This is a genomic window from Aliiroseovarius salicola (assembly GCF_027891095.1).
Classification (GTDB): Bacteria; Pseudomonadota; Alphaproteobacteria; order Rhodobacterales; family Rhodobacteraceae; genus Aliiroseovarius; species Aliiroseovarius salicola.
In genome coordinates, this window is sequence record NZ_JAQIIO010000004.1 from 310580 (window position 1) to 324663 (window position 14084).

Genomic DNA, 14084 nt, shown 5'->3' on the forward strand with positions numbered 1-14084 from the left:
GTCTCCTTAACGGTATGTTACGGCTTTGACGGCCTGGATCACCTCGGCGGTGGTCACAAGGGCCAGTTTTTCAAGGTTGGCGGCGTAAGGCATGGGCACGTCCTTGCCGGTCATGTTAATCACCGGGGCGTCGAGGTAATCAAACGCACGCTCCATGATCGTGGCCGACAGGTGGTTGCCGATCGAGGCAACGGGCCAGCCTTCTTCGACGGTCACGCAGCGATTGGTTTTCATCACCGAATTGATGACGGTGTCATAGTCAATCGGGCGTAGGGTGCGCAGGTCGATGACTTCGGCCGAAATACCTTCCTTGGCAAGCTCGTCGGCCGCTTCCAGCGCGTATTTCATGCCAATACCAAAGCTGACGATGGTCACGTCATTGCCTTCGCGCCAAATGCGGGCCTTGCCGAATGGCACGGTGTAGTCATCCATGACCGGAACATCGAAACTTGCGCCGTAGAGCAGCTCGTTTTCCAGGAAGACAACCGGGTTGTCGTCACGAATGGCGGATTTCAACAGGCCTTTGGCGTCAGCAGCCGAATACGGCATCGCCACATGCATACCCGGGATCTGTGCATACCAGGCAGCATAATCTTGGGAGTGCTGGGCACCCACGCGAGCAGCGGCACCGTTGGCTCCGCGGAACACGATCGGGCAGGACATCTGACCACCTGACATGTAACGCGTTTTTGCGGCGGTGTTGATGATGTGGTCAATCGCCTGCATTGCGAAGTTGAAGGTCATGAATTCGACAACCGGACGAAGACCTGCCATCGCTGCACCAGCGGCAAGGCCAGTAAAGCCATGCTCGGTGATTGGCGTATCAATCACGCGTTTCGCACCGAACTCATCCAGCAGGCCTTGCGACACTTTATATGCGCCCTGATATTCGGCGACTTCTTCACCCATCAGGAACACGGTGTCATCGGACCGCATCTCTTCCGCCATCGCATCACGCAATGCTTCACGCACAGTGGTCGAGCGCATTTCCGTGCCAGCAGGGATTTCAGTGTCCTCTGGAACAACCGGGGTGATCGGTTGGGCGGCGACCGGGGCGGCCGGAGTAGGGGCCTCTGCAGCAGGCGCAGCTTCAACAGCTGGAGCTGGAGCGGCAATGTCGTCGGCGCTTTCGCCCTCTTCCACCAGCACTGCGATGGGCGAGTTGACCTTCACCCCTTCGGTGCCTTCCGCGATCAGGATCTTGCCGATGATGCCTTCATCAACGGCTTCGAATTCCATAGTCGCCTTGTCAGTTTCAATTTCGGCCAGAATGTCGCCAGACGATACAGTATCGCCCTCTTTGACCAGCCATTTTGCCAGCGTGCCTTCCTCCATGGTCGGGGACAGGGCGGGCATCAGAATTTCAGTAGCCATGTTTTTCTCTCCTCGTCCGGGTCTTAGGCGTAAATATCGGTCCACAGCTCATCGAGCGCGGGTTCCGGGCTGGTTTTTGAGAACTCAGCGGCTTCGTTCACGACCGCTTTGATGTCCTTATCGATCGCCTTGAGGTCATCCTCTGAGGCGTGCTTGCCTTGCAGAAGCAACTCGCGAACATGTTCAATTGCATCGCGTTCCTCGCGCACTTTCTGCACCTCTTCACGGGTGCGGTATTTGGCGGGGTCGGACATGGAGTGACCGCGATAGCGGTATGTTTTCATCTCCAGAATGTATGGTCCATTGCCCGAGCGACAGTGCTCAGTGGCGCGCAGGCCCGCTTCTTTCACGGCCATCACATCCATCCCGTCTACGGCTTCTCCGGGAATGCCAAAGGCTTCACCGCGGGTGTAGATTTCAGGGGTAGAGCTGGCGCGTTGCAGCGAGGTGCCCATGGCGTATTGGTTGTTCTCGATCACGTAGATGACCGGCAACTCCCAGAGCGACGCCATGTTGAAGCTTTCATACACCTGACCCTGGTTGGCCGCACCATCACCGAAATAGGCAAAGGTTACACCACCATTTTCAAGATATTTGTCAGCGAATGCGAGGCCGGTTCCGATTGGCACCTGCGCACCCACAATGCCGTGGCCGCCGTAGAAATGCTTCTCTTTCGAGAACATGTGCATCGAGCCGCCTTTACCGCGAGAGTAGCCACCCTCACGACCGGTCAACTCGGCCATCACCCCCTTCGGGTCCATGCCACAAGCGAGCATATGTCCGTGGTCGCGATACGACGTGACCCGCTTGTCCCCTTCTTTTGCGGCGGCTTCCAGTCCAACCACCACGGCCTCTTGGCCAATATAAAGGTGACAGAAACCGCCAATCAGGCCCATGCCATACAGTTGGCCCGATTTTTCTTCGAATCGGCGGATCAACAGCATCTCGCGATAGTGCGCGAGCAACTCTTCCTTTGATGTGTTTGATTTAGCGGGTTTTTTCTGGGCGCTTTTCCGGGCTGCCATGCGGCGTTCTCCTTTTGGCGTCAGCTGTCACTGTGGTAATAGTTTAGTGTTAAACTATCATTTACAGAGTTTTTCACGTCAGGTCGACAAAAACTTGTAAAACAGGAAAGCCATCGCAAAATTGCGATGCGATCACCTTGTGGAATTGGGGTGGTTTAGTGCAGAACAACCTCGTTCGCACGGGCTAGACCGAGCACCGAGCGGGCTTGTTCGTCAAGAAGATCAAGATCCAGATAGCTGTCTGACAGGCGATGGGTCTTGTTGGTGAGGTTGGCAATTTGGGCCGAGAGCGTTGCGCGTTCTTCAGTGAGCGCTTGCGCCTCGGCCTCAATTTGCACGCGTCGGAAAATTCCAAAGTCGCCCTGCACGCTGGCAAAGGTGAAGTATGTGCCGAGACCAAAGATCACGGCAAAGTAGACTACGCCACCCAATCCAGATTGTGTACGAGGTGCGCCCATAGGTTTCCCGCCTGTATGTACTGCCTCTTTGCCCACCTCTTTTTGGGTGGTGCAGGTATGTTATGCCACAGGTGATTCGCCCTGTGAATCCCAAAAACGAATCGGCGGCAAAAAAAATAGACCGGGGTCAGAAAAGTGAGTCGCGTGGGCAACAGCGGAGTTGGATGCACTGCCTCGTTGAACTAAAAAAGCCCGCGGGGCTAACCGCGGGCGTTTCATTGTCTTATGTCAGATGTTTAACCGGAAATCGACGCTTCGTAGATTGAATCGATAGTATCCGCGATCATGTCATTGAACGCGTCATCCGATTGTTGTGCCGAGAGACCCTCGGTCAATGCCCGAGAGAAGCTGGCGATCATGCCGCTGTTTTGGGACAGACGTGCATTCGCCTCTTCGCGCGAATATCCGCCGGACAGGGCGACAACGCTCGCCACACGAGGGTGATTTACCAGCGGTTTGTAGTGGTTTGCCGTTTCAGGCAGGGTCAGTTTCAGCATGACGGTCTGATCATCGGTCAGGGCATCAAGCTGCGCCTTAAGCTCACCCAGAAGGATGTCTTCCGCTTCGGCTTTATCAGCAATCGAGATGTTCACTTCGGGTTCGATGATCGGTACCAGCCCATGGGCGATAATCTGTTTGCCCACTTCGAACTGCTGCTCAACGATGGCCTTGATCCCCTCAGGGTTGGCAGCGTTGATGACAGAGCGCATCTTGGTCCCGAAGACACCAGCCTTCACAGCGCGGCCACAGAGTGCGTCAAGTTCGGGCATCGGCTTCATCACCTGAACGCCATTTTCCTCATCCGCCAGTCCCTTGTCGACCTTCAGGAAAGGCACCACGCCGCGCTCTTCCCACATATAGGTTGCGGTGGGTTTACCTGCGATTTCGCGATCCATGGTCAACTCGAACAGGATCGCACCGACCACCTTGTCACCGGTGAATGCAGGGGCCTGTGCAATGCGCGAGCGCATGCCGTGGATCAGGTCAAACATCTCGTCGTCACCCGAGTAGGCGTTTTCTTCCACACCATAAAGGCGAAGGGCCTTGGGAGTTGAGCCGCCCGATTGGTCGAGTGCGGCAATAAAGCCTTGGCCGGCTTTGATTTTATCAAGTTGTTTTTGATCTGGCATATCTGTCCCGTCTGACATCAGGGTGAATTTGCTCTTGTTTAGGGCAGAGGGAAAAGAGTTGCAATTCTGCTGGCGCTAACAATGCGGGCCTGTGGGCACCCGGACCTGCATGTATGGGCAATGCAGGCAGAGCAGGAAGGGCAAAGCGGAATAGAAACCTGTGCCCCAGCGTACAGAACCATTCACAGAAGCCGAGGTCACTGTGATCGTACGAATCTATATGTGATCAGGGCAGGATGTGATTGCTTGCGCGGGGATGAGTTTGGAAAACTGTTGGGCAAAAGCCGCAAACAAATGCTTGAAAATAAAAAACCCGCCGATTGGGCGGGTTTTTGAGGCAGTGTGTGAGTTCACTTATCCTTCAAGCGCAGCAACTCCGGGCAGCGTCTTGCCTTCCATCCATTCCAGGAACGCGCCGCCAGCCGTAGAGATATAGGTGAACCGATCCGCAGCATTTGCCTTGTTCAATGCAGCGACTGTGTCACCGCCACCGGCGACAGACACAAGTTTCCCGTCGGCTGACAATTCCGCTGCCATTGCAGCTGCTGCATTGGTGGCCGCGTCAAAGGGTTCAATCTCAAAAGCACCCAGGGGGCCGTTCCAGATCAAAGTTTTGGCGTTGGCAAGAGTGTCAGCGATTTTCGCCACACTATCAGGGCCCGCATCAAGGATCATCGCATCAGTTGGGCACGCATCCGCAGCAACGGTTTCATTCTCGGCACCCGCTGCAAACTCGCGCGCCACCACGACATCTGTAGGCAGGATTACCTCGCAACCAGCCTCTTTTGCTTTGACAAGAATTTCACGCGCGGTGCCTGCCATGTCATGTTCTGCAAGTGATTTACCCACATCGATACCTTGCGCCGCAAGAAAAGTATTGGCCATGCCGCCACCGATCACCAGATGGTCAACCTTGCCGACAAGATTGCCGAGAAGATCAAGCTTGGTCGATACTTTGGCACCGCCAACCACCGCGACAACCGGGCGTTCTGGTTGACCCAGAGCGGCCTCCAACGCGCTCAACTCGGCCTGCATCAACCGGCCTGCACAAGACGGTAACAGACGGGCAACACCTTCAGTCGAGCCGTGCGCGCGGTGTGCCGCGGAGAATGCATCATTGCAATAGACCTCTCCCAGTGCCGCCAACGCAGCGGCAAAAGCTGGATCGTTTTTTGTTTCAGCAGCGTGGTAGCGTGTGTTTTCCAAAAGCAGAACTTCGCCATCTCCCAAAGCGGCGACCGCCTGCTTGGCCGGGCCTCCGATGCAATCCTCCGCGAATTTAACCGAGCGACCAAGTGCGGCCTCCAAGGCTGGGCGCACCACCGAAAGGCTCATCTCTGGTACTCGTTCGCCTTTGGGGCGGCCGAAATGCGCCAAAAGCACCGGTTTGCCACCAACAGCCAGAATATCGTTGATTGTTGGGAGGATGCGTTGGATGCGCGTGTCGTCAGTGACCTGACCGTCTTTCACAGGCACGTTGATATCCACACGTGTCAGAACCACCTTGCCGGCAAGTTCCATCTCATCAAGTGTTTTCCAGGCCATGACATCTCTCCGTAACTGGTTGCAGCCTATGCACACCATTTGCATCTTATCGTCAACGGGCAATGCCGATTTCAGGGCAGGGTCTTTTCAACCGTTGCCGGGCGGCATAGGTTGGCGGCAAATCTGAATGAAAAGGAGGCCCAGATGGCCGAATATAAAGATCCTGAAAACACGATCCTGATGGAATTGAAGGGCGGCACCGTTGTAATTGAGCTTCTGCCTGACGTGGCGCCGAAACATGCCGAGCGCATGAAAGAGCTGGCGCGTCGTGGCGAGTATGACGGCGTGGTCTTCCACCGTGTGATCGACGGTTTCATGGCGCAAACCGGCGACGTGAAAAATGGTAAGGACGCCATGAGCCTGCGCTATGCTGGCACCGGCGGCTCCGACCTTCCCGATCTGCCAGCTGAGTTTTCGAAACTGCCCCATGATCGCGGCACTCTTGGGGCCGCGCGTTCGCAAAACCCGAACTCCGCTAACTCGCAATTCTTCATCAACTTCAGCGACAACCACTTCCTGAACGGTCAGTACACCGTTTATGGCCGTGTCGCTTCGGGCATGGAACATGTAGATGCGATCACCCGCGGCGAGCCGCCTGCAGAGCCGGATACGATGATTTCGGTCAAGGTGGCAGCCGATGTCTGATTACACCAAAAAAGAGGCCCGTGGCTTCTGGATGGCCTTTGCGGCTGGTGTGATGGTGATGGTTGGTTATGCGGTATACACGCTCTGGCCGCAGACTTTCGAACCCAACGCCGCGATTGCCGAAGGCGACTTCCCCAAGATCGAAATAACCGTGGAAGGTGAGGCCAATGGTCAGGTTGAAATCACCTTGCGCCCGGATTTGGCGCCGCTCCATGTCGAGCGGATCCTGACCCTGTCGCGCGAAGGGGCCTATGACGGCGTGGTATTTCATCGTGTGATCGATGGGTTCATGGCCCAGACCGGCGACGTGCAATACGGCAAGATGGGTGGCGGTAAGATGGATTACGCTGGTATGGGTGGTTCCGATTACCCCGATCTTCCGGCTGAGTTCTCGGACGAAACCTTTGCCACCGGCATCGTCGGCATGGCGCGTTCTCAGAACCCCAATTCAGGCAACAGCCAGTTCTTCATCATGTTTGCACCCGGTACGTTCCTTGATCGCCAATACACCATTGTGGGCGAAGTCACCAAAGGATTTGAAGTGGTGCAAGAGATTAAGAAAGGTGCGGGTCCGAACGGTCAGATCATCGGTGATCCTGATGTGATGAAAACGGTAAAAGCGGTCGAGTAATCAGCATCCGCTGAAAACACACCCACTCAAACCCGCGTGAGCGGGGCTATGCGGGGCCTCCTCTCTCTGTCACGTTTGTGGCACATGAGAGGAGGCCCCAATGCGTTTGCCAATACAAATTCCCGGTCAGGTTCCGGCACAATTGTTCCTGACCCTTCTGTCACTCGTCCTGGGGTTTTGGGCGCAATCGGCGAAAGCTGATCCAAGTTTCTGGAGCTATGAGTTCCCGAAAACCGACTTTTCGCGCACGAGTGTGGAAAACTGGACTGAAATCCTCTCAGGTGGACCGGGCCGGGATGGCATTCCCGCTCTCAGCGATCCCAGTTTCATACCTGCCGTTGATGAAACGCGTCTGGGTCCGCGTGAGCCGGTGATCACAGTAGAATTCAATGGCGCGCTACCCCGTGCCTATCCAATTCGCTATCTCACCTGGCATGAGATCGTTAACGATAATGTGGCAAAAGTACCCATTGCGGTGACATTCTGTCCGCTCTGCAATTCCGGTATTGTGTTTGATCGGCGTGTGAAGGGGCAACTTCTGACCTTTGGCGTCTCTGGAAAACTCAGAAACTCCGATATGGTGATGTATGACCGCGAAACCGAAAGCTGGTGGCAACAGGCCCTTGGTACAGGGATCGTGGGCGAACATACGGGCTCCGAACTCACCCAGATCCCCGCATGGATGGAAAGCTGGGCAGAGTTTACCCGCCGAAACCCCAATGGGCTTGTGATGGATGAACCGCGTGCCCGCCGTGCCTATGGCCGAAATCCTTATGTGGGATATGACAGCCGGTCGCGCCCTTATGGGTTCTTTGATGGTGAAATGCCGCCCCATGGTGTGCCGGCACTGGCACGCGTCGTGCGGGTCGGGGATCGGGCCTGGCCGGTTTCTCGGCTTGCGGAGCATGGCGAACTGACTGAAGACGGAGTCACACTGAGCTGGGCCGCTGGACAGGCATCTGCACTGGACAATGGGCGCATCGCAAATGGCCGTGATGTGGGCACCATCCGGGTACGGGATACACAGGGCAGAGATTTACCCCATGATGTTCTGTTCGCCTTCGCATTCCACGCCTTCTGGCCAGATGGCAAATGGATGCTCGGGTCTTGACCATCAAAAACTAAAAGAAAAGAGGCCCGGAAATCCGTGCCCCTTTTCTTCTGACCCAAAATATCCCGGGGTGAGCCGCAAAGCGGCGAGGGGCAGCGCCCCTCATTCATTGCTCAATTGCTGCGCCGACCGCCGAACATGCCCGCACTTTCGGCGGCCGCACGGATGGCTTTCGATTTGTTCACGGTTTCCTGATATTCCGCTTCCGGGTCGCTGTCATAGACCACACCACCGCCAGCCTGAATATAGAGCTTCTCATCTTTCACGATCGCGGTGCGCAGCGCGATGCACATGTCCATGTCGCCGCCCGCGCTGAAATAGCCCAGTCCACCGCCATAGATGCCGCGTTTCTCGGGCTCCAGCTCGTCGATGATTTCCATCGCACGCACTTTCGGCGCACCAGAGACGGTACCCGCCGGCATTCCAGCAAAATAGGCATCCAGCGCGTCTTTGTCTTCGTGCAGCTCCCCCACCACGTTTGATACGATATGCATCACATGGCTGTAGCGCTCGATGATGAACTCTTCGGTTGGGCGCACCGTTCCGATTTTGGCCACGCGGCCCACATCGTTGCGGCCCAGATCCAGAAGCATCAGATGCTCGGCCAGCTCTTTCTGATCTGCCAGCAGATCCAGCTCCAGTGCTTTGTCCTCATCAGGTGTTTTGCCCCGTGGACGTGTTCCTGCAATTGGACGAATGGTCACTTCATTGTCAAAGACCCGCACCAAAATTTCCGGGCTGGCACCAACCACCTGAAAACCGCCGAAATTGAAATAGAACATGAAGGGCGACGGGTTGGTACGTCTGAGCGAGCGATAAAGCGCAAACGGGGGCAGGGGGAAATCCTGCACCCAGCGCTGGCTAGGCACCACCTGAAAGATGTCACCTGCCTTGATGTATTCCCTGGCGCGATCAACCGCAGCCAGATAATCGCCCTTGGCAAAGTTTGACGTAAGCGGTCCAAGCTCTGCCGCGTCTCCCAGATCGCGGCTTTCACCAATGGCAGCGCGTTCGAGATCGCGCAACGCATCCATTACGCGTTCGGCGGCCTGTGCGTAGGCGGCTTTTGCCGACAGGCCGGATGAGACAAAAGCAGGGGCCACCAGCGTAACTTCACCTTTCACACCGTCCAGAACCGCCACCACAGACGGGCGCATCATCACCGCATCCGGCAGGCCCAACGGGTCTGGGTTCTGATCCGGCAGATGCTCTACCAAACGGATCATGTCGTAACCGAGATATCCGAAAAGCCCGGCTGAGGCCGCAGGCAGGTCGTCAGGAAGGTCAATCTGGCTTTCAGCAAGCACTTTACGGAAGGCATCCAGCGGATTGCCCTCCATCGGCTCAAAGTTGTCCCCGTCAAAACGTGCCTGACGGTTGATTTCGGACTGCTCACCGCGCGCGCGCCAGATCAGATCCGGTTTCATGCCGACCATCGAATACCGTCCGCGCACTTCGCCTCCGGTCACACTTTCCAACATGAACGAGTCGCGCCGTGCCTCTGTCAGCTTCAGCATCAGACTGACAGGCGTGTCGAGATCAGCGGCCAGCCGCGTATAAACCACCTGGTTTTTGCCTGCGTTCCAGCCAGCCTCGAAGGCGTCAAAAGACGGGGTCAGCGCCATGGGATATCCTTACGGGAATTGCGAGTGGATGGCGTTGATCACTGCACGATCAAGCGTCACGCCTGCCTGAGTTTCCAACACACGGGAAAAGGCGGCTTCGATGTCGATGCCAACTTCTTGTGCGCTGCGTTCTGCAAATTGCTCTTTGATCGCTTTGGCTTCATCGCCCGATTGGTCGGCGGCATTGACGGCGTCCAGACGAACCAGAACAACATCCTCGTCCCCCTTGATCACCCGCCATTCCCCGGTCTCCATCTCAAAGACTTGTGGAACAAAACCAGCGGGTGCCCCGTTTATGAACGCACTGCGGCCCTGTTCGCTTTCAACGATTTCGGTCAGGCCAAGCGAAGACAGGCTCTCGCTGTCTTTCAGTTGCGGGATCAGGCCGTTTGCTTGCTCTTCAAGAAGTTCGAGACGTTTTTGCAGCCCCCAGCCAACGAGCACCTGGTCCTTGACCTCATCCTGTGTTTGCAGGCGCGGTTCATCGACCTTGTTTACGCGCAGTCCAAAGGCTCCGCCGTCAGCCATTAGTGTGATTTCTGGGAAATCGCCCACATTTGCTGCGCTCACGGCTTCGCGGAAGGCATCATATGCGGCAATCCCATCGCTATCGCCATCAGCCCAATCGATCGTTTCCAGGCGCATCTTGTGGCTCTCTGCGATCTCTTCGAGCGTTGCTCCTCCTGCCAGGAGGTCGTCCAGTTCGGTGATCAGGTCGCCAACCTGACGGCGGGCGGTGTCAGCGGCAAGTTCGCCCTGAATCTGCTCACGCGCTGCCTCGAACGTGGTTTCCTGTGCGGCAAGGATGGCGTTCATACGATACAACGCGGGGCCGAGGTCGCTTTCAACCGGGCCGGTTACACCGGACGCGTTCAGGGCAAAGACGGCTTCTCCTGCGGTGCCAAGTTCGGCCAGCGACAGGTCGCCAAGATCAATGTCGGCGAGCGACAGGTCACGTTCGGCCACCAGATCTTCAAAGCTCTTTTCACCAGCGGCAATGGCATCGGACGCTGCCTGAGCATCGGTTTCAGAACCAAACACCAGACGCTCGACCATGCGGCGTTCGGGCATGACAAATTCGGCGATCCGTTCCTGATACAGTGCTTTCAGGTCATCTTCGCTGACGTCAATTCCCGGGATCAGATCTTCGGGATTGAGCCATGCGTAGGTCACGTTTTTGATCTCAGGCAAGGTGAATGTCACCGCGTTGGCTTCGTAATAGGCAGTCAAGTCTTCCGCGCTGGCCGGGGGTAGGGCAGAGGTCAGCGCCGACATGGGCAGGCTGGCCCAGGTGAAATCGCGGGTTTCATAGGCGTAGCCGAAAAGCGTGTTGATATAGAGATCCGAGGCTTTGGTGCCACCGGCCACCGCCGCTTGAAGAACCTGACGAGCCACTTCAGCGCGCAGAGAAGCTTCGAATTGGGCGGCAGTCAGGCCGGACTGTTCAAGTGCAAAAGTGTAGGCTTCGCGATCAAATTTGCCATCGACACCCTGAAAGGATGAGATTTCAACGATGCGATCGCGCAGCTGTTCATCGCCAATGGATATTCCCAGACGAGCTGTTTCGTTTTCCAATGCGGTCAATGCCAGAAGACGTCCGAGCACCTGTTGATCAAGACCAAAGGCCTGCGCCTGCGCCAATGTCATGCGCTGACCGGTCTGAGCCTGAAAAGCACGCAGCTCGCTTTCCAATTCGCGGGCATAGCGTCGGGCGTCAATCTCGGTGTCGCCAACTGCACCAATGGATCCACCACCGCCGCCGAAATTCGTCGCGCCAAAACCAACAAGACCAATCATAACAAGGCCCATAAGGCCCCATCCGAAGGTGCGCGAGATCTTTCCGGTTGCCATGCTTTGCATCCTTATTACGTACAGCGTTAAGGGGTTTTAGGTCACGGGGTCGGGATTGCCAAGCAGTGATCCCATTTGTCAGCCGTCAGAGCTGAAATTTTGCAAGACGTTGGAGAAAACTCGCAATCTGATCGCAGTCAATATTGGCGAATGCCACACGAAACTGCTGCTTGCCGTCGGGGTCCCCTTCGGGCGTGAACATTGTACCGGGGAGCGCGAGTATCGCGACATCGTCTACAAGCCGTTGTGCCAATTGGTTTGATGGGATCGAAAACGGGTGTTCAAGATATGCGAAATAAGCTCCGCACCCCAACAGGCGCCAGCCTTGATTTGCAGGTGGCTCAAATCCATCGCGTACGGCCTGCGCCCGCTTCAGGATTTCCCGTCGTTCACCGGCCAGCCAATTGCCCAGGTTGCGCATCCCCCAAAGGGCAGCATGTTGCCCCAGTTGGGCTGGACAAATTGTGACAGTATCGAGGAATTTTTCGATCTGCGCCAAGCGTTCGGGGGAGGTGACCAATGCCCCAACCCGATGACCCGTCAGGCGGTAAGCTTTGGAGAATGAGTAAAGCTGGATCACCGTATCATCCCAACTGGGATCAGTGAGCAGACCATGCGGGGCGCCATCCTGACTGTGAAAATCGCGATAGGTCTCATCTATGATGAGCGCAATCCCGTGTTTGCGAGCGAGATCCCGGAAACGGGCGATCAGCTCTGCGGGATATTCCACCCCCGCCGGATTGTTTGGCGTCACCAGCACAATGGCGCGTGTGCGTGGAGTGATCAATGTGGCGGCTTTTTCGGGGTCTGGAAGTAGGCCAGATGCAGGTCGCAGCGGAACAGCCGTGATCCCATTCATGTCCAACCACATTTTATGATTGAAATACCATGGGGTTGGCAGGATGACCTCATCCCCGGTTGCTGCAAGAGTCGCAATCGCCGCGCAGAAGGCCTGATTGCACCCTGAAGTGATGGCGACATTCTCAGACGAAATATTACCGCCATAAGCGTTGGAGAACTGAAGTGCCACCTCGTCACGCAATGCGGGCAGGCCCAGAACGGGACCGTAGAGATGTGCTTCTGGCAGGGTCAGCGCGGCATCGGCGATTGCCTGTCTCAAACCCTCGGGGGGTGGATCAATCGGGGCGGCTTGACTGACATTGATCAATGGCGCGTTGGACGGAAACACCTTGCCTTCAACCCAGCGTCGCGCTTCCATCACCGGGGGTGGAAAAGCTGCGGAAAGGTTTGGATTGATTGGGGGCATAATGTCCTCCTGCTGATGCTCAGGTGGACGGTATCAAGAGGCAGATTTGAGAGCAATCGCCAGATTGTGCTTCAGTCGAGTCAGCACATTAAGAGGGCTGGGGGGAACTGGCCCCCCAGAATATTTTGAAATGAAAACCGAGTGGGTCAGCCTTCCAGCGTGACCAGTGCGTGACGTTTCTTACCAGCCGAAAGTTTCATCGGCTCAGACAGGTCGTCAGCTTTGACCATCAACCCGGGATTTCCCAGTGGTGCATCGTTTACCTTGGCGCCGTTTTCGGCAATCAGGCGTTTGGCTTCCTTGCCGGATTTCACCAGACCCGATTTCACGATCAGTTGCACGATCGAGATCCCGTCTCCAATGTCATCAGCAGACAGAGATACGGTGGGCAGATCGTCACCAACACCACCTTTTTCGAAGACTTCGCGAGCAGTCGCTTCGGCGGCTTTGGCGGCTTCGGCCCCATGGGCCAGCGTTGTCACTTCGTTGGCCAGCACGATCTTGGCGTCATTGATGGCCGAGCCTTCCAGCGCGCCCAAACGTTCGCATTCTTCCAGCGGCAGTTCGGTATAGAGCTTCAGGAACCGGCCCACATCTGCATCAGTCGTGTTGCGCCAGAACTGCCAAAATTCATAGGGAGACAGCATGTCGGCATTCAGCCAGATCGCGCCGGACTGCGATTTACCCATTTTCTTGCCATCTGATGTGGTCAACAGGGGGGACGTCAGGCCGAAGATCTGATTGTCGAGAATGCGGCGCGTCAGGTCGATCCCGTTTACAATATTACCCCATTGATCCGAGCCACCCATTTGCAGCGCACAACCGTAGCGACGATTAAGCTCAAGGAAGTCATAAGCCTGCAAAATCATGTAGTTGAACTCGAGGAAGCTGAGCGATTGTTCCCGGTCAATCCGCGATTTTACGCTTTCAAAGGCCAGCATCCGGTTGACCGAGAAATGGCGCCCAATATCGCGCAGGAAATCGAGGTAATTCAGATCATCCAGCCATTCGGCATTGTTCAGCATCAGAGCCTGAGTGTCGCTTTCGGTCTCGTAATCGATGTAATTGGCAAAAACCTTGCGGATACCAGCGATGTTTGCATCAATCTGTTCTGGCCCCAGCAGCGGTCGTTCGTCTGCTCGGAAAGACGGATCACCCACTTTGGTGGTGCCGCCCCCCATCAGGGTGATTGGCTTGTGCCCGGTTTTTTGCAGCCAGCGCAGCATCATGATTTGAATGAGCGACCCCACATGAAGCGATTTGGCCGTGGCGTCAAAGCCGATATAGGCCGGAACGACACCTTTGACCAAAGCTTCGTCCAACGCTTGATAATCGGTGCAGTCGGCAACAAAGCCGCGCTCCATCATCACACGCATGAAGTCGGATTTTGGGTGGTAGGTCATCGTTTTTCAGTCCATGTTT

General features: G+C 56.1%; 12 protein-coding genes. 3 read left to right on the forward strand and 9 right to left on the reverse strand.

The window, feature by feature from the left end; translation table 11 throughout:
- Positions 1-6 precede the first annotated feature (6 nt).
- The 5 genes from O2N63_RS10010 to O2N63_RS10030 all read right to left on the reverse strand — a co-directional run bounded on the left by O2N63_RS10010 (position 7) and on the right by O2N63_RS10030 (position 5532).
- Positions 7-1374: a pyruvate dehydrogenase complex E1 component subunit beta gene (locus tag O2N63_RS10010; protein WP_271054116.1), complete on the reverse strand. Its 1368-nt coding sequence runs from the start codon at positions 1372-1374 to the stop codon at positions 7-9.
- Between the two features lie 23 nt (positions 1375-1397).
- Entirely contained in the window at positions 1398-2399 is a 1002-nt protein-coding gene (gene pdhA, locus O2N63_RS10015; protein ID WP_271054117.1) for a pyruvate dehydrogenase (acetyl-transferring) E1 component subunit alpha, read from the reverse strand.
- A 155-nt stretch (positions 2400-2554) separates the two neighbouring features.
- Positions 2555-2857, reverse strand: a complete 303-nt coding sequence (locus O2N63_RS10020; RefSeq protein ID WP_271054118.1) for an FtsB family cell division protein — start codon at positions 2855-2857, stop codon at positions 2555-2557.
- A gap of 236 nt (positions 2858-3093) precedes the next feature.
- Positions 3094-3987, reverse strand: a complete 894-nt coding sequence (locus O2N63_RS10025) for a fructose bisphosphate aldolase (RefSeq protein ID WP_271054119.1) — start codon at positions 3985-3987, stop codon at positions 3094-3096.
- Positions 3988-4341: 354 nt separating this feature from the next.
- Positions 4342-5532 (reverse strand): phosphoglycerate kinase, encoded by a 1191-nt coding sequence (locus tag O2N63_RS10030; protein ID WP_271054120.1) that lies wholly within the window; start codon positions 5530-5532, stop codon positions 4342-4344.
- A 144-nt stretch (positions 5533-5676) separates the two neighbouring features.
- On the opposite strand from O2N63_RS10030, the gene O2N63_RS10035 reads away from it, so the two are divergent.
- The 3 genes from O2N63_RS10035 (at position 5677) to O2N63_RS10045 (ending at position 7919) form a co-directional block, all read left to right on the forward strand.
- Complete coding sequence (locus O2N63_RS10035) at positions 5677-6177, forward strand: peptidylprolyl isomerase (protein WP_271054121.1); 501 nt, start codon at positions 5677-5679, stop codon at positions 6175-6177.
- Entirely contained in the window at positions 6170-6808 is a 639-nt protein-coding gene (locus O2N63_RS10040) for a peptidylprolyl isomerase (RefSeq protein WP_271054122.1), read from the forward strand. Before O2N63_RS10035 ends, O2N63_RS10040 begins: the two co-directional genes overlap by 8 nt.
- A gap of 100 nt (positions 6809-6908) precedes the next feature.
- Entirely contained in the window at positions 6909-7919 is a 1011-nt protein-coding gene (locus O2N63_RS10045) for a DUF3179 domain-containing protein (protein WP_271054123.1), read from the forward strand.
- 113 nt (positions 7920-8032) lie between these two features.
- Here O2N63_RS10045 and trpE read toward each other — a convergent pair whose 3' ends face one another.
- The 4 genes from trpE to tyrS form a co-directional block, all read right to left on the reverse strand.
- Complete coding sequence (trpE, locus tag O2N63_RS10050) at positions 8033-9544, reverse strand: anthranilate synthase component I (RefSeq protein ID WP_271054124.1); 1512 nt, start codon at positions 9542-9544, stop codon at positions 8033-8035.
- Between the two features lie 9 nt (positions 9545-9553).
- The gene (locus tag O2N63_RS10055; RefSeq protein ID WP_271054125.1) at positions 9554-11395 is read right to left on the reverse strand and encodes a SurA N-terminal domain-containing protein; all 1842 of its coding nucleotides are present in this window, start codon (positions 11393-11395) and stop codon (positions 9554-9556) included.
- Between the two features lie 85 nt (positions 11396-11480).
- The gene (locus O2N63_RS10060) at positions 11481-12665 is read right to left on the reverse strand and encodes an aminotransferase (RefSeq protein WP_271054217.1); all 1185 of its coding nucleotides are present in this window, start codon (positions 12663-12665) and stop codon (positions 11481-11483) included.
- 143 nt (positions 12666-12808) lie between these two features.
- Positions 12809-14065 carry a tyrosine--tRNA ligase gene (tyrS, locus tag O2N63_RS10065; protein ID WP_271054126.1) on the reverse strand — a complete coding sequence of 419 codons (1257 nt, stop codon included), beginning with the start codon at positions 14063-14065 and terminating at the stop codon, positions 12809-12811.
- Positions 14066-14084: the final 19 nt, after the last annotated feature.